At 57.6% G+C, this 25,887-nt stretch carries 22 protein-coding genes and 1 pseudogene; 13 read left to right on the top strand and 10 right to left on the bottom strand.

All coding sequences use genetic code 11. The features are described from left to right. Positions 1-28: 28 nt before the first annotated feature. Both ACR0AW_RS18010 and ACR0AW_RS18005 read right to left on the bottom strand, forming a co-directional pair. Positions 29-1,063, bottom strand: a complete 1,035-nt coding sequence (locus tag ACR0AW_RS18010; RefSeq protein WP_170733843.1) for an ACP S-malonyltransferase — start codon at positions 1,061-1,063, stop codon at positions 29-31. Next, a complete protein-coding gene (locus ACR0AW_RS18005) occupies positions 1,060-3,252 on the bottom strand; it encodes a thiamine pyrophosphate-dependent enzyme (protein ID WP_170733842.1) in 2,193 nt (730 codons plus the stop codon). Before ACR0AW_RS18005 ends, ACR0AW_RS18010 begins: the two co-directional genes overlap by 4 nt. Before the next feature lie 217 nt (positions 3,253-3,469). Between ACR0AW_RS18005 and ACR0AW_RS18000 the strand changes: the two genes are divergently transcribed. Beyond that, positions 3,470-4,369, top strand: a complete 900-nt coding sequence (locus ACR0AW_RS18000; protein ID WP_170398380.1) for a LysR substrate-binding domain-containing protein — start codon at positions 3,470-3,472, stop codon at positions 4,367-4,369. A gap of 7 nt (positions 4,370-4,376) precedes the next feature. Here the strand turns inward: ACR0AW_RS18000 and ACR0AW_RS17995 are convergent, their stop codons facing one another. Continuing rightward, the gene (locus ACR0AW_RS17995; RefSeq protein WP_170733841.1) at positions 4,377-5,129 is read right to left on the bottom strand and encodes a nuclear transport factor 2 family protein; all 753 of its coding nucleotides are present in this window, start codon (positions 5,127-5,129) and stop codon (positions 4,377-4,379) included. Positions 5,130-5,345: 216 nt separating this feature from the next. Next, a complete protein-coding gene (locus ACR0AW_RS17990; protein WP_170398374.1) occupies positions 5,346-6,503 on the bottom strand; it encodes an acyl-CoA dehydrogenase family protein in 1,158 nt (385 codons plus the stop codon). 219 nt (positions 6,504-6,722) lie between these two features. Between ACR0AW_RS17990 and ACR0AW_RS17985 the strand changes: the two genes are divergently transcribed. The 3 genes from ACR0AW_RS17985 to ACR0AW_RS17975 all read left to right on the top strand — a co-directional run bounded on the left by ACR0AW_RS17985 (position 6,723) and on the right by ACR0AW_RS17975 (position 11,574). Further along, positions 6,723-7,364 carry a pyridoxamine 5'-phosphate oxidase family protein gene (locus ACR0AW_RS17985; protein ID WP_170733840.1) on the top strand — a complete coding sequence of 214 codons (642 nt, stop codon included), beginning with the start codon at positions 6,723-6,725 and terminating at the stop codon, positions 7,362-7,364. A gap of 114 nt (positions 7,365-7,478) precedes the next feature. Next, positions 7,479-8,405, top strand: coding sequence for an NAD(P)-dependent oxidoreductase (locus ACR0AW_RS17980; protein ID WP_480439555.1), 927 nt, complete (start codon positions 7,479-7,481; stop codon positions 8,403-8,405). A 103-nt stretch (positions 8,406-8,508) separates the two neighbouring features. Continuing rightward, positions 8,509-11,574 carry an aminotransferase class III-fold pyridoxal phosphate-dependent enzyme gene (locus ACR0AW_RS17975; protein WP_170733838.1) on the top strand — a complete coding sequence of 1,022 codons (3,066 nt, stop codon included), beginning with the start codon at positions 8,509-8,511 and terminating at the stop codon, positions 11,572-11,574. A 46-nt stretch (positions 11,575-11,620) separates the two neighbouring features. Here ACR0AW_RS17975 and ACR0AW_RS17970 read toward each other — a convergent pair whose 3' ends face one another. Continuing rightward, a complete protein-coding gene (locus ACR0AW_RS17970) occupies positions 11,621-12,097 on the bottom strand; it encodes a hypothetical protein (RefSeq protein ID WP_170408198.1) in 477 nt (158 codons plus the stop codon). After that, positions 12,094-12,261 carry a hemin uptake protein HemP gene (gene hemP, locus ACR0AW_RS17965; protein ID WP_170398358.1) on the bottom strand — a complete coding sequence of 56 codons (168 nt, stop codon included), beginning with the start codon at positions 12,259-12,261 and terminating at the stop codon, positions 12,094-12,096. Before hemP ends, ACR0AW_RS17970 begins: the two co-directional genes overlap by 4 nt. Positions 12,262-12,486: 225 nt before the next feature. Between hemP and gph the strand changes: the two genes are divergently transcribed. Beyond that, complete coding sequence (gph, locus tag ACR0AW_RS17960; RefSeq protein ID WP_170733837.1) at positions 12,487-13,149, top strand: phosphoglycolate phosphatase; 663 nt, start codon at positions 12,487-12,489, stop codon at positions 13,147-13,149. 213 nt (positions 13,150-13,362) lie between these two features. Here the strand turns inward: gph and ACR0AW_RS17955 are convergent, their stop codons facing one another. Together ACR0AW_RS17955 and ACR0AW_RS17950 are read right to left on the bottom strand one after the other, a co-directional pair. Continuing rightward, complete coding sequence (locus ACR0AW_RS17955; protein ID WP_170398336.1) at positions 13,363-14,535, bottom strand: acetate/propionate family kinase; 1,173 nt, start codon at positions 14,533-14,535, stop codon at positions 13,363-13,365. Next, positions 14,535-15,920 carry a bifunctional enoyl-CoA hydratase/phosphate acetyltransferase gene (locus ACR0AW_RS17950; protein WP_170613203.1) on the bottom strand — a complete coding sequence of 462 codons (1,386 nt, stop codon included), beginning with the start codon at positions 15,918-15,920 and terminating at the stop codon, positions 14,535-14,537. Before ACR0AW_RS17950 ends, ACR0AW_RS17955 begins: the two co-directional genes overlap by 1 nt. A gap of 168 nt (positions 15,921-16,088) precedes the next feature. Between ACR0AW_RS17950 and ACR0AW_RS17945 the strand changes: the two are divergent. Both ACR0AW_RS17945 and ACR0AW_RS17940 read left to right on the top strand, forming a co-directional pair. Further along, positions 16,089-16,253, top strand: a pseudogene (locus tag ACR0AW_RS17945) (IS5/IS1182 family transposase); the annotation flags it as partial. A 249-nt stretch (positions 16,254-16,502) separates the two neighbouring features. After that, positions 16,503-18,359, top strand: a complete 1,857-nt coding sequence (locus ACR0AW_RS17940) for an SLC13 family permease (RefSeq protein WP_170398548.1) — start codon at positions 16,503-16,505, stop codon at positions 18,357-18,359. A 9-nt stretch (positions 18,360-18,368) separates the two neighbouring features. On the opposite strand, the gene ACR0AW_RS17935 is transcribed toward ACR0AW_RS17940, so the two are convergent. After that, positions 18,369-19,469 (bottom strand): Gfo/Idh/MocA family protein, encoded by a 1,101-nt coding sequence (locus ACR0AW_RS17935; protein WP_170733836.1) that lies wholly within the window; start codon positions 19,467-19,469, stop codon positions 18,369-18,371. Between the two features lie 12 nt (positions 19,470-19,481). Then, entirely contained in the window at positions 19,482-20,192 is a 711-nt protein-coding gene (locus ACR0AW_RS17930) for a GntR family transcriptional regulator (RefSeq protein ID WP_170398311.1), read from the bottom strand. 105 nt (positions 20,193-20,297) lie between these two features. Here ACR0AW_RS17930 and ACR0AW_RS17925 point away from each other — a divergent pair, with 105 nt between their 5' ends. Genes ACR0AW_RS17925 through ACR0AW_RS17900 form a run of 6 tightly spaced genes read left to right on the top strand, consistent with a single transcriptional unit; the run spans position 20,298 to position 25,875 of the window. After that, on the top strand, positions 20,298-21,452 hold the full coding sequence (locus tag ACR0AW_RS17925; RefSeq protein WP_170733835.1) for an LLM class flavin-dependent oxidoreductase: 1,155 nt from the start codon (positions 20,298-20,300) through the stop codon (positions 21,450-21,452). Next, positions 21,452-22,342 carry an aldo/keto reductase gene (locus ACR0AW_RS17920; protein WP_170733834.1) on the top strand — a complete coding sequence of 297 codons (891 nt, stop codon included), beginning with the start codon at positions 21,452-21,454 and terminating at the stop codon, positions 22,340-22,342. Before ACR0AW_RS17925 ends, ACR0AW_RS17920 begins: the two co-directional genes overlap by 1 nt. Beyond that, on the top strand, positions 22,342-22,857 hold the full coding sequence (locus ACR0AW_RS17915) for a flavin reductase family protein (RefSeq protein WP_170733885.1): 516 nt from the start codon (positions 22,342-22,344) through the stop codon (positions 22,855-22,857). The genes ACR0AW_RS17920 and ACR0AW_RS17915 overlap by 1 nt, the downstream gene beginning before the upstream one ends. A gap of 53 nt (positions 22,858-22,910) precedes the next feature. Continuing rightward, entirely contained in the window at positions 22,911-23,498 is a 588-nt protein-coding gene (locus tag ACR0AW_RS17910) for a TRAP transporter small permease subunit (protein ID WP_170425623.1), read from the top strand. Further along, positions 23,499-24,788, top strand: coding sequence for a TRAP transporter large permease (locus ACR0AW_RS17905; protein ID WP_170425626.1), 1,290 nt, complete (start codon positions 23,499-23,501; stop codon positions 24,786-24,788). 25 nt (positions 24,789-24,813) lie between these two features. Next, positions 24,814-25,875: a TRAP transporter substrate-binding protein gene (locus ACR0AW_RS17900; protein ID WP_170408182.1), complete on the top strand. Its 1,062-nt coding sequence runs from the start codon at positions 24,814-24,816 to the stop codon at positions 25,873-25,875. The last annotated feature ends 12 nt before the right edge of the window (positions 25,876-25,887 follow it).

The raw sequence follows: 25,887 nt of genomic DNA, 5'->3' as shown, positions 1-25,887 counted from the left end.
CAAAGTTTCGCCGATCATCAGGCTAGTCTCAGTTGGTTGCAAGGGCGCGCTGGTCAGCCCGCCCCATGGCGATGAGGAATGGATCCGCCTCCTGATGCGACTGGAATGACGCCTTGTCGGTCATGCCCCGCCAGCGCCCCAGTGTTAGTGACTGCGCCACCGCGCCGCTCAGCGTTGCACCGGGGCCGGTGACGATGAACAGATCGGGCGCGAACTCGCGTGCGGCCGTCTGGATCGCATGGGTGAAGTCATAGGTCTCGGTCACCTGATGGCCCAGCGTGTAGTCCCACAACTCACTCGTGTCAGTTGCGCCGGGCCACCAGATTTTGCCGCGCCCGTCAATCATCGGGAACTTGGGCTGAGCAAAAAGATCAGAACTCAATTGCGCCCGACCTTCCGCCGCCACCGGGGCCTGCAGCGCCGTATGAAAGGCGGCGTGATTGGCCAGCCGCAATGGGAACCGATCCTGCACGGTGGGGTGTGCCGCCTCAAACGCCGTCAGACCCGCCTCATTGCCTGCCAATACCAGCATCCCGCCCAGATCGATCGAAAGCGCCAGAGAATGATCGCGCAACGCATCGATCCTCGCCACCTCATCCAGCAATGCGGCTTTGGGGGCAGGATCATTCGCCCATGTCTCATCGACGAATGGGTAAACCAGTTGACCGCCGATCAGGTGCTTCTGCATCAGCGTGCCCATCGTATTGACCACGCGAAACCCGTTCCCAGGGGTCAATGCCCCTGCGGCGGCCAGCGCGATATACCATCCCATCGAGTTACCAGTGACAGCGACGACTTCAATATCGTTGGCCAATGCCTGCGCATCGGCCAACGCGGCAGCATAGATCAGGGGTGAGGCCACATCGCCGCGCGAGTACTTCCCGACGCTAAAGCGATCAGCCCCATCCAAGGCAGTAATCGCATCCTGTCCGGTTCCGGCGCGAATGGCGTCGAAGCTGCGGAACAAGTCCATACGATCCGAATGATGTTGGTGCAGATAGCCCAGCTCAGGCTTGTTATAAGTGCCCCGGCCCGGGCAGATCACAACGGCGGTGCGGGTCATGAGGCTGCTCCTGTCAAAGCCAGCGCTGCGGCAACGATACCGTCTTTCGAAGGAAGAGGCGCGGCATAGGCCGGGCCGGTTGCGATAAAGCAATCCTCGGCCACAACGCGGGCAGTTCGGGTAGAAGAACTTTGTTCGGCGAAGAAAGTCATCAGCGCCTCGGACTGGCTGCCGGTCTTGCGGCATTCGTCGACGATCAAAACATGCGCGCATGTTTTGGTGGCTTCGCGCAAAGCCTCAACCGGCAGAGGAGCTAGCCAACGCATATCGATAATCCGGGTTTTCAGACCTGCCGCCTCAATTTCGGGCAGGGCCTGTTGCGACAGGTAATGCCCGTTGCCATAGGTCACGATGGCGAGATCGGTGCCGTCCCCGTGTACTCCCACATCGCCCAGCGCAATTTTCTGATCCCGCGCAGGATAGGTGGTCATCCACCCGCCATCCTGCGCCGCATGCAGATCGCGCATCGGGTAGAGTGCGATCGGTTCAAGAAACACCACGACCCGCTGCTCTTCGCGCGCCAACCGCACGCATTCGCGCAGCATCAGTGCTGCATCGGCCCCGGTCGACGGGCAGGCGATGATGACACCAGGGATATCCCGCAAAACGGCCAGAGAGTTGTCGTTATGGAAATGTCCGCCAAAGCCCTTCTGATATCCTAGCCCCGCAATTCGCAGCACCATTGGGTTGGTAAACTGCCCGTTCGAGAAGAACGGCAAAGTTGCGGCTTCGCCCCGAATCTGGTCCTCGGCATTGTGCAGATAGGCCAGAAACTGGATCTCGGGGATCGGGATGAAACCGTTATGGCCCATACCGATCGCGAGACCCAGAATGGATTGTTCATCCAGCAGCGTATCAATCACGCGGTCCGGACCAAAGCGTTGCTGCAGCTTTTGTGTGACGCCATAAACGCCACCTTTGCGGCCCACATCTTCGCCCATGCAAACGATCTCGGCATGTTCCAACATCAGATCGGTCAGCGCCCAGTTGATCAGGCGGCTGAGCGGCTGCGGCTCATCCATCGCGCGCATATCTGCGCCAAAGGTCTTCGCACGCGCCTCAGCGCTCGGGCCGTTGGTCGGTATGCAAGAGCGCTTAGGCGGGATCAGGCTTGCCATCACTTCGGTCGCATTGGCAAGATGGGGACGGCTGGCAGCCTCTGTAGCCACACGATCCGTTCGGGTGCAGGTATCGCTGTAGATTTTTAACGCCTGATCCGGCGACAATGCACCCGCCTGATCCAGCAGTCGTACGGTGTGCAAAAGCGGATCATTGGCCTCATCCGCCTCAACCTCAGTTTTCGGCAGATAGGTCGTGGGCACATCCGCCCCGGCATGGCCATAAAGCCGCACGGTTCTGAGATGCAGGAAGGCCGGTTTCCTGCGCTTGCGGACATAATCTGCAGCCTCTTTCGCGACCGCATGGGTTTCATAAATGTCCAACCCATTGGCCTGAAAATACTTGATCCCCGGACGATGCTCCATCGACGCCTGAATCCAGCCCTTGGGCGTTTTGACCGAAATCCCGATCCCGTTGTCTTCACACACGATCAGCAGCGGCAGCGGTGTCGATTGCACACTGGTCCAGCCTGACGTGTTGATCGCCCCCTGCGCGGTGGAGTGATTGGCCGAGGCATCCCCAAATGAACACATCGCAATCCCGTCTTCCGGCAACACGCGATGTTCGGGCGCATGTCGCCGGGCTGCCCCCAGCGCATAAGCCGCACCAACGGCTTTGGGCAAATGGCTGGCGATGGTCGAGGTCTGCGGCGGGATCATCAGCGCCCTTGATCCCAACACCTTGTGCCGCCCGCCCGAGGTCGGGTCCTCTTTCGAGCACGCAAAGCTGAGCAGCATATCCCACGCGATCTGCTGGCCCGGCACCTGTTCGGCGCGCGCGATCTGAAACGCAGCATCCCGGTAATGCAGAAAGGCAATATCGCTTGGGCGCAATGCGTGCGCGACGGCGGCCATCCCTTCGTGGCCAGATGAGCCGATGGTGTAGAACCCCTGCCCTGCCTTCTGCATCGCCCGGCTGGTCCGATCCAACGCGCGGCTGAGAACTTGCGACCGGAATAGCGAAACGGCTTCAGAATCGCCCAGACCGAAGCGCGGCGGGGCTCCGTCGGGAAAATCACGATTTGCGACACGGGTCAGGAAATTCTCATGTACGATCTGGGCGCGGTCCATGTCTCTCGCTTTTGTCTTGTTGGTGTCATCAGCCTTGGGGAACCTCTGCGCGGGCGCGACCCGCTTGCTGATTTGTCCCGCGCTCCGACGTGAATTTCAAGATCGCGGATGGTACGGCACCCGCTCGACCACAAAAGTGATGTGGCGCACCACTCATCGCTCTGGCGGTAGGAAAAAACCAGTGCTATTGCGTTCAATAGGTATGAGGAATTGTCATATGATTGCACCCCGCCGTTTCTTGCCTTCAATCTCGTCCTTGCTTGCGCTTGAAGCCGTAGATCGGCTGGGCAGCGCATCTGCTGCTGCGGCTGAGCTGTCCTTGACACAAAGCGCGATCAGCCGGCAATTGAAGACGATGGAGGATCAGCTGGGCGTGCAATTGATTGAGCGCAGCCAGATGCGATTGCACTTGACGCCAGCAGCCAAAGACTATGTGCAAACCGCAAGGTCTGCTGTTCAGGATCTGGCGCAGGCCGCACTGAAACTCAAAGCCAACCCGGCGGGTGGGTCACTTGATCTATCGATCCTTCCCGCGTTCGGCATGCATTGGCTGGCACCCCGCCTTCAGGATTTTGCGCGACGGCACCCTGAGGTCACCGTCAATCTGGGGACCCGCCTCAAACCGTTTGATTTCATGTCTGAACCATTTGATGCCGCGATCCATTTCGGTCAGCAAGACTGGGCGGGCGTTCAGTATTTACCGATCATGCGGGAAGAAGTCCTGCCCGTCTGCGCCCCTGCCCTTACCGCTGTCAATTTCAATAGCTTGGGTGCTCTCCGCGCCGCGCCACTGCTGCATCTGGAGTCGCGTCCGGATGCCTGGGAGCGCTGGTTTGAGATACAGGGCCAGCCCGTCACCGGCCTACGGGGAATGCTGTTCGATCAGTTTTCGACCATGATTCAGGCCACGATTCATGGGTTGGGCGTGGCTCTGTTACCGTCATATCTGGTGCAGGATGATTTGCGCACCGGGCGGCTTGTCCAGGCATGGGACGGGCCGCGCGTGAGCCTTGGCAGCTATTATCTGGTCTGGCCGAATGACCGCTCGATGCCCGAGCCGTTACGGTCTTTCCAAGCCTGGATCAGTGAACAGATTTGGGCAGACGCACACGCCTAACGCAACCTCAGAACTTACCGTTGTCATTTTTCCATTCGCTGCGTGGTGCAATGGACTCAACCGTATCCCAGTGTTCAACGATCATTCCATCTGCAACGCGGAACAGATCATAGAATGCGCTGTGTTTGCCCTGATACGCTCCTTCGCATACGGTCAGTACAAAATCCCCTTCCGCCAATACCCGATGCAGATGCTGATAGTTTAGGGCGTTCCTATCGGCCAATGCGGTCCTCAAGGCAGTCAAATCATCAGAGAACTGCGGACTGTGTTCTACGTAAGCGGAAGTGTTGATACAGGCCTCTATCTGGTCGAGGTTCCCGGCAATCAACGCGGTTTCGACGAAGGCGCGAACAAAGGCCCGGTTCTCCTCGGTTTTCTCGACATCCCGAACTTCGGTCGGACCATCCACCATACTGTGATCCGAGCCGTTTGGCCCCATCCGTTTCTGGATATTGTCCCAGTGCTCTACCGCTTGCCCGTCTTCGAACCGGAACACTTCGAAGCCGATATTCCGCCGTGAGAAATCATATTCCGTATGCGCGAAGACAAAATCGCCGTCTTCAAAGGCGCGTACGATATTCACGTGCGGTGAGGTCTGGGACAGCCGTTTGAATAGGGATGCAAGCCCTTCGCTGCCTTCATGGGTTTGCGGATTGTGCTGGATGTATCGTGCTTCATTTACCACTGAAACCGGACCCGGATCGCCCGTTTCGATGCATTTGAGCAGGGCAGATATGCGATCTTTGTTGGACTTCTCCATACCGGGTTCCCTTCAGGTCTGACTACTCCGTGATCACAATGGCAGGCGAAGTGTCAGGCATCAACGCCAGCAACAGCCAAACCCTGCGCGGCCTTCGGCCTTGCGTCCTGCGGACGGCAGGGGGCCAGGCAATCGCGGGCAGCGCCCGCGCTTGCCTGGCCCAACGGGAGGAGACGTTCCGCTAGGAATGTCGAAGACGGGCGGGAGTGTTTTGGTTCAGACGTCCAGCGAACGGGCGATGAGTTCTTTCATGACTTCATTCGTCCCGCCATAGATCATCTGGACCCGCGCATCCGCATAGAGCCGCGCGATCGGGTACTCCATCATGAACCCATAACCGCCGAACAGTTGCAGGCATTCGTGCATCACTTCGTTCTGCACCTCAGAGCCCCAGTATTTCACCATCGAGGCCGTCGCAGCATCCAATTCACCGGCCTCCAGTTTTCCAATGCAGTCATTGACGAAACTGCGCAGTACCTCGGCCTTGGTTTTACACTCGGCCAACTTGAAACGTGTGTTCTGGAAGTCCATCACCCGTTGTCCGAACGCCTTGCGCTCCTGCACGTAGTCCACCGTCTGCGATATGGCGAAATCGATCGCGCCCAGCGCCATGATCCCGATGGTCAGCCGCTCCCACGGCAACTGCTTCATCAGTTGATAGAACCCCTGCCCCTCTTCCGGGCCCAGCAGGTTGGTCATTGGCACCTTAACGTCTTCAAAGAACAGCTCAGCCGTATCGTTGCCCTTCATTCCCAGTTTCTTGAGGTTCCGCCCCCTCCGGAATCCGTCAGCCCCGTCGGTTTCGACCACAATCAGAGAGACACCCTTCGCCCCTAACGACTTGTCAGTTTTGGCAGCCACAATAACCAGATCAGCCGATTGCCCGTTGGTGATAAATATCTTGGACCCGTTGAGCCGATAAGAATTGCCATCCTTCTCAGCGGTCGTCTTCACCGCTTGCACATCCGATCCCGTGCCCGGCTCGGTCATGGCCAGCGCGCCGATCATCTCACCCGAGGCCAGTTTCGGCAGCCACTTCTGTTTCTGATCCTCACTGCCATAAGCGGTGATGTAGTGGGTCACGATAGACTGGATGCCATATCCCCATCCTGCGTCCCCGCGCGCAGTCTGCTCATACAAAGTAACGGAATCGAAACCCATCCCGCCGCCGACGCCACCATATTCCTCAGCAATCGAACCGGCCATCAGACCCGTCTCTCCCGCCTGCAACCAAAAGGTACGATCAACCGCCCCGTTCTCGGCCCATTTCTCGGTATTGGGTACCAAGGCATCATCCATGAACCGGCCCGCCATTTCAGCAAACATTCGGTGTTCGTCAGTAACCCAGGCGGCGGTGCTGGTAAAAAGCGACATCAAATAGCTCTCCAGATCAGGTGTTTGCCCAAAACTAGCCGGGTGTGTGATTCCTTCCAATCCATGTGACGTGGCGTCCAGGACAGATACTACGCAACGTCCTTGGCACCGTTGCCGAATTTGGGGCCAAACGTTCACATCTGTGTTCCCACGCCTGACAGAGCAGGCCATCATCGACCATATTGCGCATACGCCCCGGACGACCCAGGAGACAGCATAATGCCCCGCGCCTTTTCTGAACTGACCTTCACACCTGCCGTTCGCGCCCATCAAGAGCGGATGGGATCCGCCGCGACCTATGCGAAATTCCTGAGCCGAGGACCAAAACAGGGCCATCAAATCGGACCGACCGAAGAGGCGTTCATTCGCGCCCGCGACGGGTTCTATCAGGCCACCGTCTCAGAAACCGGCTGGCCTTATGTGCAGTTTCGCGGTGGGCCGATAGGGTTTCTGAAAGTGCTGGACCCGCACACCATCGGCTATGCGGACCTGTCTGGTAACAAACAATATATCTCGCGCGGCAACCTGGATGGGAATGACCGCGTGGCACTGATATTAATGGACTACGCGAGCCAGCGCCGCCTCAAGATACTTGGGCGGATGACATTCAAGGAAGGTGCCGCGGCAGCAACTGATCTTTACATCAAAGGCTCCGAGACCGAGGCAGAACGGGCCGCGATCATCAAAGTTGAAGCGTTTGACTGGAATTGCCCCCGCCACATCACGCCGCGCTTTACCGAGGCCGAGCTTCGGCCACATCTGAATGATCTGGGTCAGCAACTGGCTGTTCTGCAAGCAGAAAACCAGCGTTTGCTGCGGGAATTGGCTGAGCTCAAAGCTGCTGGCGATATACGAAGCTGAAATCCGCGCCAGTTCAGATGTGAAACGAATGGCGCGCGATCCCTATGGATCTGGGCAGCAAATTGTGACGCAGGGTTGCCCTTTGGCCCAAGCTTTGCTTTGTCCTTTCTAAACATCACGACCTGCCGTCCGCTCGAGGCAGGAGCGGATAACAGAGAGGATCATCACATGGCAAAAGTTGCGTTCCTTGGCCTAGGCGTCATGGGCTACCCGATGGCCGGGCATCTTCAGGCTGCCGGCCACGAAGTCACCGTCTACAACCGCACCGCATCCAAGGCCGAGGCTTGGGTCGCCCAGCATGGCGGCGCGATGGCCCTGACACCGCGGCAAGCCGCAGAAGGGGCCGAATTCGTGATGGCCTGCGTTGGCAATGACGACGATCTGCGTATGGTTTGCACAGGTGAAGATGGCGCCTTTCACGGAATGGCCAAGGGTGCGGTATTTGTTGATCACACCACCGTCTCGGCCAAGGTCACGCGCGAGTTGTACGAGGCTGGCAAGACACAGGGGGTTGCTTTTTTGGACGCCCCGATCTCGGGCGGTCAGGCGGGAGCCGAAAATGGTGTGCTATCGATCATGTGCGGCGGTGACATGGACGCTTATCGTGCTGCTGAGCCGGTGATGCAGGTCTATTCCAAAATCTGCCGCCGCATTGGAGACAGCGGCGCGGGTCAAATGACCAAAATGTGCAACCAGATCGCGATTGCCGGGCTGGTGCAGGGCCTGAGCGAAGCATTACATTTTGCCGAGAAGGCCGGGCTGGATGGCCGAGCTGTGGTCGAAGTGATCAGTCAGGGCGCGGCTGGCAGCTGGCAGATGGCCAACCGGTATGAAACCATGCTAGATGACCATTTTGAGCATGGCTTTGCAGTCGACTGGATGCGCAAGGATCTGGGAATCTGTCTGGATACCGCCAATGAGACCGGGGCTTCACTGCCAGTGACGGCGCTCGTCGACCAGTTCTACAAAGACGTGCAGAAACTTGGCGGGGGCCGGTGGGATACGTCCTCGTTGTTCAAAAGGTTGCGAGCACTGGACTGAGCAAAGGGGGGCTGTCTGCCCCATCGCGCCAGGGCGCGACTCCGCCCGAAGACATTTTTGGCCAGATGAAGAGGATCACCGTGGCAGTTGCAAGAGATAGCGCATGAGCGACTTGAACACTTTCTGGGCTGGTCGCCTGCGTGAACACTGGGGTCTGGACGCCCGTCTGACGCGTCTGGATGGGGAGTACGACCTCAACTTTGTGGTCAAAGCCACCAACGGGCAGGATTATGTGCTCAAGGTGATGCGCGCGGGGTGCGATGCAGCATTGGTCGATCTGCAGATCAAGGCGCTGGAACATCTCAGCGCAGCAGCGCCCGGATTGCCCTTTCCTGCTGTTTATCCCGACTTGAACGGGATGATGTTGCCCGAGATTGCCGACGCACATGGGCAACCGCGACTGGTCTGGCTGCAGGAACGACTGCCGGGGGCATGCTATGCAAGCAGCGCGCCCAAGACCGAAGACCTGATACTAAAACTGGGCCGTGTTCTGGGCGCAACCGACAGGGCGCTGGAGGGGTTCACCCACGAGGGCTTGCATCGCGCCGATTTCAAATGGGATTTGACGCGGGCGAGTTGGATCGTCGACCAACTAGAGGCCATCTCTGATCCGGCACGACGCGCGCGCGTTCAACAAATCGCTGCGGATTTTGAGGCGATCTCTGATCAACTGGGTGCATTGCCAAAGCAGGCGATTCACAATGATGCCAATGATTACAATATCCTTGTTGAAGGCAATCTGGGCGAGCGACGCAGCATCTCGGGTCTGATCGATCTTGGCGACATGTGCGCGGCGCCGCGCGTTTGCGATCTGGCTATTGCCGGGGCCTATGTCGTTCTGGACCACCCTAAACCCGAGCGCGCATTGGCTGCGCTGGTACGCGGGTATCACGCCGCCAATCGGTTACGCCCAGATGAGATCGACCTGATCTGGCCTTTGTTGCAAGCACGGTTGGCGGTGTCCGTGGTGAATTCGACGCTGATGGCGATTGAGAACCCGGATGATCCGTATGTCACGATCAGCCAGGCCCCAGCGTGGCGATTGATTGAAAATGAGGCAATCAATGGCGCACTCATGCCCGCCCGATTGCGCGCCGCGTGTGGCTTGCCCGTTGTGGATGGGGCCGAGCGCATCCATGCCTATCTGTCCAACCATCGTGGACATTTCGCGCAGATGTTCGGGCAGGATCTGAGCGACACGCCAATGGGCTCACTGTCGGTGGTAAACTCAACCTGGCCGCAAAACCCATTCCACATGCCGTTGGACGAGGCGGCGCGGGTTGGTGAGGAGTTTGGGGAAGGTCCCTGGCTTGGGTATTACAGCGAGCCTCGCCTGATCTATGCTGAGCCGGGGTTTCGCAAGGGACCGTGGAAAGCGTCGGATCGGCGCACAGTGCATCTGGCCGTGGATGTGTTTGCACCCGCCGGAACAGTGCTGCATGCACCTCTCAGCGGTCGGGTCGAAGCGGTTGAAAACAGGGACGCGCATCTCGACTATGGCGGGGTTGTGATCCTGCACCACGAAACGCCCGAAGGGGATGCATTCTACACGCTTTATGGCCATCTGGACCCTGAGGTGAGTGAGCGTTTGAAACCGGGTGACCCGGTGGCTCAGGGTGCAGCTTTTGCCCGTCTGGGCGATGCCAGTCAGAATGGCGGATGGGCCCCGCATGTGCATTTCCAACTGGCGCTGACGACCGACGGTATGCAGGCCGACTGGCCGGGCGTAGCGGATCCTGATGAGCTCGAGCTTTGGCGCGCGGTCTGCCCCAACCCCGCAGCACTGTTGAACTTGCCTGATGAAAAGGTTTTCTATCGACCAACCGACAAGCAGGCGATCCTACAGGACAGGCGCGAACACTTCGGCGGCAATCTCAGCCTGACATACGACGACCCGGTCATGCTGGTGCGTGGCTGGAGGCATCACCTGTTCGATGAATGGGGGCGACCCTATCTGGATGCCTACAACAACGTTCCGCATGTAGGCCATGCGCATCCGCGTATTCAGGCGGTTGCAGCGGATCAGCTGAAGCGCATGAATTCGAACACACGCTATCTGCACCCGGCGCAAACCGCTTTTGCCGACAAGGTATTGTCGAAACTGCCGGATCACCTTGAAGTCTGTTTCTTCGTCAACTCAGGGACAGAGGCCAACGAATTGGCTCTGCGTCTGGCGCGCGCGCACACCGGGGCAAAAGGGATCGTGACGCCCGATCACGGCTATCACGGCAACACAAACGCTGCGGTGGCGATCTCGGCCTACAAATTCAACAAACCTGGCGGTATTGGGCAGGCAGATTGGGTGGAACTGATTGAGGTCGCGGATGACTATCGCGGCTCGTTCCGGCGTGATGACCCCGAGCGCGCACGGAAGTTTGCTGACCTGATTGATCCGGCGATTTCGGCATTACAGGCAAAAGGGCAAGGCCTAGCTGGGTTCATCGCTGAAACATTCCCCTCGGTCGGGGGACAGATCATTCCACCAAAAGGCTATCTGTCTGCGGTCTATGAAAAAATCCGCGCCGCCGGAGGGGTCTGCATTGCCGATGAAGTCCAGACCGGCCTCGGGCGCCTGGGCGACTATTACTTCGGCTTTGAACATCAGGGCGCGCTGCCTGATATAGTGGTAATGGGGAAGCCCATCGGCAACGGCCACCCGCTGGGTGTGCTGGTCACTACCAAAGAGATCGCCGAAAGCTTCGACAACGGGATCGAGTTTTTCTCGACCTTCGGCGGCTCAACCCTGTCCTGCAGAATCGGGAAAGAGGTGTTGGACATCGTCGATGATGAAGGTTTGCAAGAGAACGCCCGTGTGATGGGGGCTCACCTGCTGGATGGCCTCAAACAGATCGAAGCTGACTTTGGCTATGTCGGCGATGTGCGCGGTATCGGCCTCTTCTTGGGTGTGGAACTGATTAACCCGGATGGCTCGGAAAGCGGTGAGGTTTGCAGCTACGTCAAGAATCGGATGCGCGATCATCGCATTCTGATCGGTAGCGAGGGACCCAAGGACAATATCCTGAAAATCCGGCCACCGCTAACCATCGAAGCAGAGGACGTCGACATGATTCTTTGGGCGATGCGGGAGGTTCTTGGCGAAGTGGGTGACTACAGCCCTGCCCCCATGTGCGATCACGATCATCATCATGCGGGCTGCGGCTGCTGCTAAGAAACACAAAACCCCAGCGAAATTGCTGGGGTTTTGTCGCCGTCGATCAGTGGAGCACTGAATGTGGGGGGTGGTGCCCGGTCGTCGGCAAAGGGATCGAAACGGTCATCCGGCGTAACGCCAAGCCCAGTTCCTCGGACAACGAGGCCAGTGCCGGGGCGAAATCGGGCCGTACGATCAGCGAGGCCATCATCATTGCATCTTCACGCGCCCCTTCAGAGGCGGCACCGATCATCTGGGCAAAACAATTCTCATCAGCGCCCAGACATGCACATCCCAGCCCATGACGCACCAGCGGACGGCGACCGTGATGTGCACAAAGTGAACACAGCCGGTCCAGCGTCAGCATCGTGGCGCGTCCCTGATCTGCACCCAGCGCGATGTCAAAATCGCTTGCGGCATTTGCCCGGCCTTCGACCCCATCACCCCAAAGCCGCAGATACATGACGGCTCCGGCCTCAATTGGGTTCAGGTCAGCCAGACGGCCAACAGCCGCCCCGCCACGCGAAGAAGGTGCGCTCATTTTGTCAGGATCAGTTTGCCTGCGCGGGTGATACGCAGCGTATAAAGCTGATCGCCCAGCTCGATATGGGCCAAATTGCCGCCATTGGTGAGGTCTTCCGCCTTGTGGGCCGGAAGCATCGAAACAGCGTAGCTAAGGGTCGAGGTAGGGGTTTGCGCGTTCATTGGGGCATCTCCAGAGCATCTGTGGCACTTGGCCTTGTCTGTCTTCGTTTCGCTGGATCTGGCTGACCCTGTTTTGGGCTGGCTATCTGTTCGTGTGATTAATCTGATAAAAATAGTAAGGTTTGTCAAGCTGCTGTTTTTTCAATCGCTCCCACGGGTCTCTATTGCGCCGTCGCACAGCACGACCTAGGCATTGGACATCAACAAACAAAGGCGGATTCGCAGATGGCAGCAGTTGTCGTATTTGACTTGGATGGCACCCTGATAGACAGCCTTGCCGACCTTGCAGCTGCGGTAAACCGAATGCTGCACGATCAGGGGCAGGCCTCATTGCCTCAAGATACGATCCGGGGATTCGTCGGGAACGGATTACCCAAGTTGGTCGAGCGAGCGATGACGCATTGCGGGCTGGAGCCAACGCTTCACAAGGACCTGACACAGCTTACTCTGAAGCACTACAATGCAGGCGCCTGCGATCAGACCGTAGTTTATCCCGGCGTGATCCAGGCGCTGGATGAGCTTCGCGATATGGGCTGTGCGCTTGGGGTCTGCACCAACAAACCCGAAGCCCCTGCCCGGCATGTGCTGGGCGAACTTGGCCTGCTACCCTATTTCAACACGGTCTTTGGTGGAGACACGCTGGATATACGCAAACCCGATCCAGAGCACTTGCACGCCTGTTTCAAGACCCTTCAAGCCGCAGGCCCACAGATCTTCGTTGGCGACAGTGAGGTTGATGCCGAAACTGCGCAACGGGCTCAGGTTCCGTTTTTGCTGTTTGAACAGGGATATCGAAAGTCGCCGGTTTCGGACATGCCGTACACGCTCAGCTATGATAACAGTACCGCACTGCCTGCACTTGTTCGGAAAATCCTGACGCAGGCATAGACCCCAAAAAAGGTCGAGGGGCCGGCCAAGGGGGTAAGAAGCCAGCCCCTCATCGGGGGAAATTAGTGAAAGTGGATTGGGCGCACTGGCCCGGTAGTTAATGAAAAGTTAACGCACCTGCGCGGATCGCGAAATTGGGGGATTCCCGTAGTGCTGCGATTTTTTTCCCGATCCCCCAAATTATTTTGCGCGCAGAAGCCTAAAAACTGGGATTTATGCGGCTTTCTCAGCCGCGGCACGCGCGATCACCAGTTCCTCGTTCGTCGGAATGACCATCAGTTTCACACGTGACAGGTCGGTCGAGATGACGCGCAGATTGTCCGCGTTTGCATCGTGGTCCAGTTCAAGACCCAACCACCCCATGTCAGTGCAGATACGGTCGCGGATATAGGTCGAGTTCTCACCGATCCCGCCGGTAAACACGACTGCGTCCAAACCTCCCAACACGGCGGCCAAAGCGCCCAGCTCGCGGCGTATCCGGAACGTGTAGTAGTTGATGGCATTGCGTGCACCCGGCGTATTCGACGCCTCAAGCGTACGCATATCATTGGTCATTCCGGAAAGGCCAAGCAACCCGGATTTACGATACAGAAGGTCCGAGATCTCATCCGCATTCATGCCTTGCTGATCCATCAGATACAGCACAACGCCCGGATCCAGCTGGCCACAACGCGTTCCCATCGGCAAACCATCCATGGCCGAGAACCCCATGCTTGAACCGACCGAGCGACCTCCGATCATGGCGCACATCGAGGCACCGTTGCCAAGATGCGCCACAACCACCCGTCCGCCATGTATCAGCGGCGCAGTCTTGGCCAGATGGTCCGAGATGTAATCATAGCTCAGACCGTGGAAGCCATAGCGGCGAACGCCCATATCGTAATACTCGGTCGGCAATGCGAAGGTGTCATTGACCCAAGGGTGGTGGCGGTGAAAAGCGGTATCGAAACAGGCAACCTGCTTGGCATTGGGGAACCTGTCCATCGCAGTACGTGCGCCCTGCAGATTGTAAGGTTGGTGCAAGGGCGCAAAAGGCTCGAGTTTTTCCAGCATCTGCAAGCTTTCGGGGGTCAGCAGAATGGGCCTGTCATTATCCGGGCCGCCATGCACGATGCGGTGTCCAACCGCGGTCACGCCCGCCGACGGAAACTGCCGTTCCAGCAAATCCAAAATATAGTCCAAGGCGCTGGCCTGATCGCACAGCGCTTCAGAAGCGGTATCGGCAAGCACGCGGCCATCCGTGGTCTCTGCTTTGATGCGCGCCGCGCGGCTGCCGATGCGTTCCACCTCTCCCGAACAGACCAGGATCGGATCTGCTTCGCCTGCGGAGAACAACCCAAACTTCAGCGAGGACGAGCCTGAATTCAGTGTGATGATATGGTCCATCAGATCTTACCCGACATCCGCGCCGCATGCAGGGCCGCGACGGCACAGGAAACGAGCCGCGCCTTTTCGCCATCTGCGCGACTGGTCAGAATAATCGGTACGCGCGCGCCCAGCACCACCCCGGCAGCCTCGGCGTGCGCGATATACGTCAGTTGCTTGGCTAGCATGTTGCCTGCGTCCAGATTGGGTACGACAAGAATGTCTGCCCGTCCGGCCACCTCAGACACGATCCCTTTGGTGCGCGCCGCGGCCAGGCTGACCGCGTTGTCCATGGCAAGCGGCCCATCGACCAAGCCACCCCTGATCTGTCCCCGCTCGGCCATCTTCGACAGCAATGCGGCATCAATCGACGACCGGATAGCCGGATTCACCGTCTCGACCGCCGACAGAACACCCACTTTCGGAGCGCCAATTCCGATTGAGATTGCCAGATCGATCGCGTTCTGCGTGATGTCGATCTTGGTTTCCAGATCCGGCTCGATATTGATGGCCGCATCGGTCACCAGCAAGGGATGCGGCTGGCCGGGTATATCCATGACGAAGACATGCGTAAATCGGCGCCCCGCGCGAAGTCCACGATCCCGCCGCAACGCCGCCCGTAGCAGTTCGTCCGTATGAAGATGCCCCTTCATCAATGCTTCAACATGTCCTTCGACAACCAGATCAACCGCTTTGTTGGCGGCGTCCAGATGGTCCTTAACGGGAACGATCTCAACGTCACCCAAGGGCAACTCAATCTCACGCGCTGCTGCAGCAATCTTGTCGGGGTCACCTATCAGGACCGGCTTGATGATGGTTTCACGCGCCGCCAATAAGGCCCCCCCCAGCGAGTTGGGCTCTTCTGGGGCGACAACTGCCGTGGGGATCGGAGGCAGCGGGCGCGAGCGATCGAGCAGTGCATCAAAATGCCGGTGCCGCTCGACGACTAGACCAGGCACTTCAATCTCATTGAATGACAGTTCTTTCTCCGGAGCGATCACGACCGCGATGCCGGACACGATCAGCGCCTCATCACTAGGGCGCATCACCTGAGTTTCCAGAACTACCTCGCGGTTATCGCGTTTTTTGATAACCGTAACTCTGGCCAGCAGTTCTTCACCCGCATATGCCCGGGCGCTAAAATCCAAGCTTTGCGACTTATACAGCGTACCCGCGCCCGGCAGGATATTCCCCAAAACGGCCGAGATCAGAGCGCCAAGAAACATCTCGGGCGCGATCGCCTCGTTTACGTTATCACCGTCCCCATCTTCGTCGGCCAGGTTCAAAGGGTTATGGTTGCCGGAATTCGATGCGAAGGCATAAAAATCATCCTCTGTGCAGAACCGGGTCAACTCGGCGGTGTCTCCGATCTGAAGCTGATCAAAGGGCTTGTTGTGATACTGCATTGAAACTCTCGGCGGCTGTTTTGCACCGATCATTATGAGATTTCAGGTAAATTTCCAATGACGTTCGGTGGGTTTTGTCGTGTCATGATGCATCGATTTTTGATCGCATTGCATGCTTCACGACATGGAGAACAGAGTTTTGATCTGGTTAGTCTTTTCTGACCGAGCATCGCGCAGATTGCGGGTCTGAAACTCCTCTTTCCGAAGCCGCATGGAAAACCCCAAGTCGACGAAAGGCGTATGTCGCGCGGAATGATTTTCATCAACCGCAATGATTTGCGCTGGCGTAACGCTTCTGCGGCCTATAGCCCACACAAGACGCTATGCAGTCGATGAAAGCGCTGGAGCGAGAGGGGCAATGACCGCTGCCCAAGGGCCTGTCTCGCAGCCTTCGCTCTCGGGGCTATCGTCATCTAACGGTTATGAAGCTTGACCCTACGTCGCCGGTTGTTATTGCAATCATGGATTTCGACCAAACAGACAAAGTCCATGACAGGCCCGCGCTGATTGCCTAGAAATGCCTATTAGATTTGCTTTTGGAACCAGGTGATCCCAGTGGAGCAATTGGCGTTTACATACGAAATGGGTGTGGTCTCGGCGCTTTTGGCCTTCACGGTGTTCTTGTTTGTGTCCGAGATTGTCAGGATCGATCTTTCGGCCATCCTGGTGTTGGTCATTGTGGGTCTGTTGAGTTATGCACCGGGTCTCGAAAATCTGGCAAATGTTCCTCATCTGTTTGACGGGTTTGCGTCCAATGCCGTGATTTCGATCATTGCGGTCATGATCGTAGGGGCGGGTTTGGATAAAACGGGCCTAATGAACAAGGTCGCGTCCGTCATTTTGAAATATGGTGGTAAGTCTGAAAACCGAGTGCTGCCGATCGTTTCGGGCACAGTCGGTGTTATCTCATCATTCATGCAAAATGTCGGGGCGGCGGCGTTGTTCCTACCGGTGGTTAGCCGTATCTCATCGCGATCGGGTATTCCGTTGTCACGTTTGCTTATGCCCATGGGGTTTTGTGCCATTCTGGGGGGGACAATGACGATGGTCGGGTCCTCGCCGCTTATTCTGTTGAATGACCTGATCCAAACTGCAAACGAAGGACTTCCCGAAGCTCAGAAGATGGAACCCTTTGGATTGTTTTCCGTTACCCCCATCGGTGCGGTGCTGATCTTAACGGGGATCGCATATTTCCTGCTGCTGGGACGTTGGGTGCTGCCGGGTGATTCAGGGTCGGAGAGTACGGGCACCGGGCGCGGGACTCAGGAATATCTTCAGCGGGTCTACGGGCTGAAGGCCGATGTGTTCGAGGTTGTGGTTCCGGCCGACAGCCCGCTGGTTGGGCAGATTCTGGCAGATATCAACTTTGAAAATCACCTCTATATCATCTCGACCTTTTATCGTGGCAAGACCTCGATGGTTCAGGTGTTAACAGCCGAGATTGCCGCACCCTGTCGATTAGCGATTGTGGGTCGGCGCTGGGTTGTCGAAGAGTTTGCCGAAAAGTACGGGCTGACGGTGCTGCCTGATCTGGATGTGTTTGTCGAAGAGTTCGCACCCACGAATGCTGGGGTCGCAGAGGTGGTCGTGACGCCTGACAGCAAACTGATCGGCAAATGCCCTCGCGAATTGCTATTCCGCAAAACCTACGGAATGTCTTTGCTCGCCATCCACAGGGGTGAAGAGACGCTGAGTCATGTCGAGACTGAGACGCATGAATCCACCCAGATCGGGCTTGAGAAGTTCAAGGCTGGCGACATGTTGGTTGCTCATACCCGCTGGGACAACCTGATGCGGATAAAGCGTGATCCGGATTTTGTTGTGGTCACCTCGGACTTCCCGCAGGATGAATTGCGCCCGCAAAAGGTAGGCTGGGCGCTCTTGTTCTTCTTGATCTCATTGTCGCTGATCCTGTTCACGGATGTGCGGTTGTCGCTCTGCTTGCTGACCGGAGCCGCAGGAATGATGTTGACCCGGGTGCTCAGTGTTGACGAGGCGTATCGAGCAGTTGGATGGAACACGGTCTTTCTGCTGGCGTGTCTGATCCCGTTGGGTCAGGCGGTGCAGAATACCGGGACTGCGGCATGGATTGCGCAACAGATCATGATCATCTTGGATGGATGGCCGAATTGGGCGCTACAGGCGGGCGTCGCCATTCTGGCGACGGCATTTTCTCTGGTCATGTCAAACGTCGGCGCGACGGTTCTGTTGGTGCCCCTTGCGGTTTCAATTGCGGTTGCGGCGGGTGCCAACCCGGCGGTCTTTGCATTAACCGTCGCGATTTCGACCTCGAACAGTTTCATTATCCCGACCCATCAGGTGAATGCGCTGATCATGGGGCCAGCTGGGTACAAAGTGACCGATTTCGTCCGTTCGGGCGGGATCATGACGATCATTTTCTTGATCGTCTCACTGTTGATGCTGAATGTGATTTTCTGACCCTGTTAATCACCCAGCTAGGCTGATCGTTTGGCCCTGCTCTGACGCCTGTTGTGCGGCAAGGCCGATACGCACGGCCCAAATCCCATCACGCAGTGAGACCTCGGGTTTGGCGCGCTCGCCCCTGACCAGCTCCAGAAAGCCTTTGTGCTGGTAATAAGTCGAGCCATTGTGGTCGCCAGCCGCCAGCAACTCGGGATCAACGGGGATGCCGCGCTGGATTGGGCCTTTCGGTGCACGAGGGCTGATGATCAGCTGTGGTACAGGCGCGTCGCCCAAATGTTCGGGCCAGAAGCGGCCCGGGCCGGGCACAAGCGCTTCAATCTTGGCATCGCGCCCAATGGCCGAGATTTCTTCTTGATACCGCGAACCCTCGGCAAACATGCAAAGCTCGAGCATCGCGCGTGTGCCCGAAGCAAAATCGACAATGACATAGCCGTGGTCCAGAATATCTGGAGTATCGCCGTCATAAACTTCGTCCAAATGATTGACGGCTTGGCCTCCGCTTGCGGAAACACGAACCGGGTCTGATTGCAGGATCAGGCGCATGAGGTCGAAGAAGTGGCAACATTTTTCGACGAATGTACCGCCAGTGTTACGGTTGAACCGGTTCCAATTGCCGACCTTTTCGAGGAACGGAAAACGGTGTTCGCGGATCGTGAGCATCTTGATCCCACCACCGGCGGTCGCTGCTTCATCGATCAGCGCCGTGATCGGGGGCATATAGCGATATTCCATCGCGACCCAGATCGGGTGCGGATAACTGTGCTCTAACTGCTCAAGCCGTGCAAGATCGGCAGGATCAGTGAACAATGGTTTCTCGATCAACAGGGGCAGGGGGCGGGTTTCCGCAATCTCGGCCAGTTGATCAACATGCAGGTGGTTGGGGCTGGCGATGACCAGACAGTCCAGATCATTGACTGCCAGAAGGTCCTGAAGGGAAGACATCATCTGCGCGTCGGGTGCAATCGCCTGCGCCTTATACGCCATCTCCGGGTCGGGTTCGAAGATTGCGGCGACTCGTGTGCCCTCAAGCAGAGCAATGTTGTGCAGGTGTTCCTGCCCCATCATGCCGCATCCGATCAGCCCGTAATTGGTGGTCCGGGTCATGCGCAGTTCCTTTTATTTCAGGCGTTGAACGTATGTGGCTCGATCTGGATCAAACCATGTTTTTGAAAACTCGATAGGTTCAGCTTTCTCAGACCAACTGAACCGTTCGATATACCCTGCGGCTTGGCCCGCAGGTTTGGTGAAGCCTTCAGGAGTCCAGTCGGGCAGGGCACTGACAGAAACGCGATCCTCTGCCCGTGTGATCCAGAAGCCAAGCTGTTGCTGGTAATAGCGATAAAGCGAGTCGGACAGCAGGTTCTGGTCGATGGTCCCGGCTGATTCGTCCAACCAGATTTCTTCGACCGCGATGATTGTGTCATTCAGATAACGCATCCGGCGTACACGCGAACCGCTATCAGACAGGCCGAACTTCGGCAGTTTCGCAGGCTTCTTGAGATGATCAACCGACAGGATGTCGGCACGCGGCAACCCGCCGCCTTCGGGCAGTTCCAGCCGGAACATAGCATAGACGCTGTTCTGCGTTCCGGTCTCGCGGATGTAGTTGCCCGAACCCTGAATACGCTCCAACATGCCTTTTTTCTCAAGCTCGGCGAGCGATTTTCGCAAGGTCCCGACCGAGACATTTAGGTTCGAAGCCATGTCCCGTTCAGGTGGAAGACGCTCACCATCAATCAGACGGCCCGCAGCTATGTCGCGGATCAGAAGCTCTGAGATCTGGACATAGATCGGCAGGGCATTTGGATTGCGGCTGTTGGCGGACATTGAGGGCGCTTCACTCGGTCGCAGGAAAAATTGATACACTATTGATCTACATCAATGCGCTTGCTACGCAAGAGGAAAGTCAAAGATGTACGGAGCGTGAATCAAATGACCATCGTCCCCATCACATCCCCCGACCTGGATGCGGCCGAGGTTTCGTGGTTTGCAGCGCTTTGCTCGGATGACTACCAGTTTCTGGGCGTGCCCGATGGTGAACTGCGATCCAGTTGGGAGCATTGTTCAGGCATCGTGAAAGAGGCCGAGGCGCAAGGCTTTCGCAACATCCTGTGCCCATCGTCTTATCAGGTCGGACAGGACACCCTGAGCTTTGTTGCAGGTTGCGCGCCGATTACCGAAAACATCAACCTGCTGGCCGCCGTGCGCTGTGGCGAAATGCAGCCCATCATGCTGGCCCGTACCATCGCGACGCTGGACCACATGCTTAAGGGGCGGTTGACGGTCAATATCATCTCGTCCGATTTTCCCGGTGAAAAAGCCGATAGCGCTTTCCGATATCAACGCTCGCGCGAAGTGGTCGAGATCCTGAAACAGGCCTGGACGCAGGACGAAATCAACCATGCGGGCGAGGTCTATAACTTTTCAGGCCTGACCACCGACCCGGCTCGGCCTTACCAGACCGGTGGCCCACTGCTGTATTTCGGCGGCTACTCGCCGTCTGCTTTGGACCTGTGCGGCGAGCATTGCGATGTCTACCTGATGTGGCCGGAAACAAAGGATCAGTTGGCCGAGCGGATGAAAGCCGTTCATGCGGTTGCCGAGAATTACAATCGTACTCTGGATTACGGCCTGCGCGTCCACATGATCGTGCGGGATACCGAGGCTGAGGCACAGGAGTACGCCGACTACATCGTCTCGAAACTGGATGACGAATATGGTCGTGCGATCCGCGAGCGGGCACTGGACGCGACATCCTTGGGCGTGGCGCATCAATCCAAGAACCGCGATCTGGCGGATGAGTATGGCTATGTCGAACCCGGGCTGTGGACCGGCGTCGGACGTGCACGGTCGGGCTGTGGCGCTGCGCTGGTCGGTTCGACCGATCAAATTATGTCTAAAATCGAAGAGTATCAGAAGATGGGCATTCGCGCCTTCATCTTTTCGGGCTATCCGCACATGGACGAGGCCAAGCATTTTGGCTCCCGCGTGATGCCCAACCTGAAAACCTGCTCGCTTCCCGAAGCCTACGGGCGCGTGCCAGCAACCACCCCGGCAACCCCGCTGGGCAACGGAGTTCGTCGCTGATGCAACGTGTGAAACTATCTGACACGCTGGAAATGAGCCGTCTTGTCTATGGCATGTGGCGCTTGGGTGATGACAGTGACACCTCGACTGCGCATGTTGAGGCCAAGATTCAGGCCTGTCTGGATCAGGGCATCACCACCTTCGATCAGGCCGACATTTATGGCGGATACGCGGCCGAAGCCGTTTTGGGCAATGCCTTGCGCACTAATCCCAGCCTGCGCCAGAAAATGGAGATCGTCACCAAATGTGACATCGTCGCGCCGATGGGGCGTTATGCCGAGGCTAAGGTCAAATATTACGACACGTCGCGTGCGCATATTCTGAAATCGGTCGATACATCTCTGTCGGAAATGGCGATCGACCACATCGACTTGCTTCTGATCCACCGCCCGGATCCAATGATGGATCACCATGAAACCGGTGCAGCGCTGGATGAGGTGGTTGCCAGTGGCAAGGTCGGCGCGGTTGGTGTGTCCAACTTCCGCTCTTGGGACTGGTCTTTGCTGCAGTCGGCGATGAAAACCCAGTTGGTCACCAATCAGATTGAAATCTCGCTTGGGGAGATTAGCCCGTTTACCAATGGCGATCTGGCGTTCCATCAACAGCATGGTCACCCGCTTATGGCGTGGTCCCCACTGGGTGGAGGCCTTTTGATGGCCGGGAACCCTCCGGTCGGCGTTGTAGCGGATGAGATCGCCGCAGAATTCGGGGTGGATCGCGCCGCTGTGGCCGTTGCTTTCCTGCTCGCGCATCCGGCGAACATTCTGCCGGTTCTCGGGACGAACAATCTGGGCCGCATCAAGCGCGCCTCAGATGCGTTGAAAGTCAAGCTGGATCGTGAAAGCTGGTACCGCCTGTATGAGGCGGCGCTGGGACATGAGGTGCCATGATGAATGCAATCTCGCGCGATATGAACCATACCTTCGTCCCGCATAAGAACGACACGCGAACCTTGCGCGATGCTTTTGGCCGCTTTGCCACCGGCGTTACCGTCGTGACCTGCGATAGTGAGGATGGGCCGATTTGTATAACGGCCAACAGCTTTTCGTCTCTGTCGCTGGACCCTCCACTGGTGATGTGGGCGGGCGACCGCAATTCGCGCCGGTTCCGTTATTTTCACGCGGCGCGCCACTTCAGCGTGCATGTTCTGTCTGCTGAACAGGCCGAGCTGTGCTTCGGGTGTTCGAAAGACGCCCACGCATTGCGCGATATCGAGCATGACCGGTGTGAAAACGGCACCCCGTTGTTGCCGGGCAGTCTTGCCCGGTTCGAATGCGAGCAGCACGCTTATCACGATGCGGGCGATCATGTGATCGTGGTGGGCAAAGTTCTGAAGGTCAGCATGGCGGATGGAGACGCGCTGACTTTCTTTGCCGGAAAACTCGGCCAATTCGCGCAGAGCTAAGCGCGATATGACGATTGCGGGGCAAACCCGCAGCTGAACAAGGGAGGATCCGCATGGGCGGACTGGCATCGGCGTTAGCGCCGATTGCATTCGTGAACGAAACCGTGCTGCGATTGGGCCGCGCGGTTGGCGTCGTTGCGATTGCAGTTATGGTGATCGCAATCCTGATTCAGGTGTTCTTTCGATACGTTCTGGGCAACGCCCTGCCATGGCCGGACGAGGCTGCGCGGTTTTGCATGCTCTGGATGACGGGCCTGATGGCCCCCACCGCTTTCCGCCGCGGAGGGTTCGTCGCCATCGACATGCTTGCGCGTTTCCTGCCGCGTGCGCTTGGCCTTTCGCTCAATCTGTTCCTGCTGCTGATATCGCTGGCTGTCCTGCTGGTTGCGGTCAATATCGGCTGGTCTGAGGTTACGGGCTTTGGCGGCAGGTTCGCCACCGCCGCCCTGTATCTGCCCACCTCTTTCGGGTTCGATGAATGGTACCGCATTCCACGCAGCTGGATGATGGCCTCGCTGCTGGTGGGGATCATCCTCCTGATCTCGGTGAATATCGAACTGATCTTGCGGTCCATCGTGACCATGCTGGGCGGAGCACATCTGTTGCCCGAAATTCCCGAAGCTGCGGTGGGGGCTGAATAGATGCTGATTTGGTTCCTGCCTACATTCCTTGTCTTCCTGCTGATCGGCCTGCCGGTCTTTTTCGCGCTACTGGCGGCACCCGGTATCTTGCTGTGGCTGAGTGGCCAAACCAACGACATCACGCTGCTCTATCGCAATGTCTATAACGGTATGGATAGCTTCCCGCTGATGGCGATCCCTTTCTTCATGCTGGCCGGAGAACTCATGAACCGGGGCGGCATTACCATCCGACTTGTGGAGTTCAGCCAGGCCCTGATGGGCCACCTGCGGGGCGGCCTTGCGCATGTGAACGTCCTCAGCTCGATCCTGTTCGCGGGCCTTTCAGGATCCGCTGTCGCCGATACTTCGGCGCTTGGGTCAATGCTGATCCCGGCGATGGAGAAGCAAGGCTATACCCGCAAATTTGCCGCCGCGATCACGGCAGCCAGTTCGGTGATCGGGCCGATCATCCCGCCCTCGGGCATCATGATCATCTATGCCTATGTCATGGGTGAAAGTGTGGCTGCGCTCTTTCTCGCTGGCATCGTGCCTGGGGTCATGGTCGGTGTCGGTTTGATGCTCATGATCAAGCTTATGGCGGATCGATACGACTTCCCGGTCGCCAGCCGTAAATATACTTGGCCAGAACGCCGTCAGGCCAGCCTAAAAGCGTTCTTCCCACTGATGACCCCTGTGATCATCCTGGGCGGAATACTGGGTGGCATCTTTACCCCAACCGAAGCGGCCGCTGTCGCCGTAGGGTATGCCTTCATCATCGGTTTCTTCGTCCTGCGCACATTGACGTGGAAAGAAGTCCCCGAGGTGCTCAGCAATGCAGGTATGACCTCAGCTGTCGTCCTGTTGTTGGTCGGGGCAGCAATGGCCTTCAAGACGGTCGTTAGTCTTAGCCATGCGCCGGAGCAGCTGGCCTCGCTAATCCTCAGCCTGTCGGAAAACCCGCTGATCCTGCTGTTCCTGATCAACCTGCTGCTGTTCATCGTCGGAATGTTCCTGGATGCAGGCCCCGCTATTATCATCCTTGGCCCGATCCTCGGTCCGATCTTCACCAGCCTCGGTGTAGACCCGATCCATTTTGCCATTATCATGAGCGTCAACCTGACCGTCGGTCTGGCCACCCCGCCCATGGGGCTGGTGCTGTTCGTAGCCGCCGCCGTGTCTCGGGAACGGGTTGAAACCATCGCCAAGGCAATCCTGCCGTTTCTGGCGGTCGAAATCATCGTGATCTTCTTGATCACCTATATCCCCGCACTATCCATGACGATCCCGAGGATAACGGGATTTGCAAACTGAACTGAGTATCACAGGGAGGAAACGCATGCTCAGAAGATTTATCAAAACCGCAGCGGTGGCCACGTCGCTAGTGGCCGCGTCTGCGATTGCCGCGGCAGCCGCCGACTACACGCTACGCGCCACAGCAAACTCGAATGAAAACGACGAAGACTATGACGGTCTGGTCGTTTTCAAGAACTACGTTGAGGCGGCCTCGAACGGCGCCATTGAGGTTGAGCTGTTCATCGGCACGCAGCTCTGCTCGAACGGTGCCGAGTGTCTTCAGGGTGTGGCAGACGGTACGATCGACATCTACATCTCAACCTCTGGAGGGGCCTCGGGCATCTTCCCTTACGTGCAGGTTCTGGACCTGCCTTACCTGATGGCCGATGACCGCATTGCCGAACATGTCCTATCCGGTGATTTCACCCGGCAGATGCGCGACATGGCGCTGGAGGATTCCGGCGGTGCGATCCGTCTGATGACAATCGGCAATACAGGTGGCTGGCGCAACTTTGCCAATACGCAACGCCGTGTTGCTGAGCCGGCTGACATGGAAGGTCTGAAAATCCGCACCGTGGTTGCCGACCTGCCGCAGGAGCTGGTCAAAGCACTGGGTGCATCACCGACCCCGATCCCGTGGCCAGAACTGTTCACCAGCTTCCAGACCGGCGTGGTTGAGGGCTCGAAAAACGGCATCACTGACATCATGGGTATGAAGTTCCCTGATGCAGGCCTGCAATATGTCACGCTGGATGGGCATGCCTACATGGGTGCGCTGTGGTGGATGAACAACGCCAAGTTCCAGGAGATGCCAGAAGATATGCGCCGCGTGGTAGTTGACGGTTTCTATGCTCTCCAGCAGGCAACCTTTGCCTCACCCAAGCGCAAGTCGATCCAGGCGTATGAGGATTTCGTTGCCGGCGGTGGTGACCTTTATGTCCTGACACCCGACCAGAAAGCTGCTTTCAAAGAAGCCGCAACCCCGGTCTATGACTGGTTCCAGTCCAATGTGGCACGTGGTGATGAGATCTTTGTAGCGTTGACTGACGCTGTGGCAGCAGCCGAGGCGGATGTTAATGCCTCACGTGATGCGGATCTGAACTGAATTGCTGGGCCG

This window comes from Ruegeria sp. C5 (genome assembly GCF_056537605.1).
The sequence above is the reverse complement of the archived record's forward strand: the minus strand, read 5'-3'. Positions and strand labels throughout refer to the sequence as shown.

Excerpts from the sequence above, each read along its gene's own strand:
- ACR0AW_RS18010 (WP_170733843.1), bottom strand. The coding sequence starts at position 1,063 with ATGACCCGCACCGCCGTTGTGATCTGCCCGGGCCGGGGCACTTATAAC.
- ACR0AW_RS18005 (WP_170733842.1), bottom strand. The coding sequence starts at position 3,252 with ATGGACCGCGCCCAGATCGTACATGAGAATTTCCTGACCCGTGTCGCA.
- ACR0AW_RS18000 (WP_170398380.1), top strand. The coding sequence starts at position 3,470 with ATGATTGCACCCCGCCGTTTCTTGCCTTCAATCTCGTCCTTGCTTGCG.
- ACR0AW_RS17995 (WP_170733841.1), bottom strand. The coding sequence starts at position 5,129 with ATGGAGAAGTCCAACAAAGATCGCATATCTGCCCTGCTCAAATGCATC.
- ACR0AW_RS17990 (WP_170398374.1), bottom strand. The coding sequence starts at position 6,503 with ATGTCGCTTTTTACCAGCACCGCCGCCTGGGTTACTGACGAACACCGA.
- ACR0AW_RS17985 (WP_170733840.1), top strand. The coding sequence starts at position 6,723 with ATGCCCCGCGCCTTTTCTGAACTGACCTTCACACCTGCCGTTCGCGCC.
- ACR0AW_RS17975 (WP_170733838.1), top strand. The coding sequence starts at position 8,509 with ATGAGCGACTTGAACACTTTCTGGGCTGGTCGCCTGCGTGAACACTGG.
- ACR0AW_RS17970 (WP_170408198.1), bottom strand. The coding sequence starts at position 12,097 with ATGAGCGCACCTTCTTCGCGTGGCGGGGCGGCTGTTGGCCGTCTGGCT.
- hemP (WP_170398358.1), bottom strand. The coding sequence starts at position 12,261 with ATGAACGCGCAAACCCCTACCTCGACCCTTAGCTACGCTGTTTCGATG.
- gph (WP_170733837.1), top strand. The coding sequence starts at position 12,487 with ATGGCAGCAGTTGTCGTATTTGACTTGGATGGCACCCTGATAGACAGC.
- ACR0AW_RS17955 (WP_170398336.1), bottom strand. The coding sequence starts at position 14,535 with ATGGACCATATCATCACACTGAATTCAGGCTCGTCCTCGCTGAAGTTT.
- ACR0AW_RS17950 (WP_170613203.1), bottom strand. The coding sequence starts at position 15,920 with ATGCAGTATCACAACAAGCCCTTTGATCAGCTTCAGATCGGAGACACC.
- ACR0AW_RS17940 (WP_170398548.1), top strand. The coding sequence starts at position 16,503 with ATGGGTGTGGTCTCGGCGCTTTTGGCCTTCACGGTGTTCTTGTTTGTG.
- ACR0AW_RS17935 (WP_170733836.1), bottom strand. The coding sequence starts at position 19,469 with ATGACCCGGACCACCAATTACGGGCTGATCGGATGCGGCATGATGGGG.
- ACR0AW_RS17930 (WP_170398311.1), bottom strand. The coding sequence starts at position 20,192 with ATGTCCGCCAACAGCCGCAATCCAAATGCCCTGCCGATCTATGTCCAG.
- ACR0AW_RS17925 (WP_170733835.1), top strand. The coding sequence starts at position 20,298 with ATGACCATCGTCCCCATCACATCCCCCGACCTGGATGCGGCCGAGGTT.
- ACR0AW_RS17920 (WP_170733834.1), top strand. The coding sequence starts at position 21,452 with ATGCAACGTGTGAAACTATCTGACACGCTGGAAATGAGCCGTCTTGTC.
- ACR0AW_RS17915 (WP_170733885.1), top strand. The coding sequence starts at position 22,342 with ATGAATGCAATCTCGCGCGATATGAACCATACCTTCGTCCCGCATAAG.
- ACR0AW_RS17910 (WP_170425623.1), top strand. The coding sequence starts at position 22,911 with ATGGGCGGACTGGCATCGGCGTTAGCGCCGATTGCATTCGTGAACGAA.
- ACR0AW_RS17905 (WP_170425626.1), top strand. The coding sequence starts at position 23,499 with ATGCTGATTTGGTTCCTGCCTACATTCCTTGTCTTCCTGCTGATCGGC.
- ACR0AW_RS17900 (WP_170408182.1), top strand. The coding sequence starts at position 24,814 with ATGCTCAGAAGATTTATCAAAACCGCAGCGGTGGCCACGTCGCTAGTG.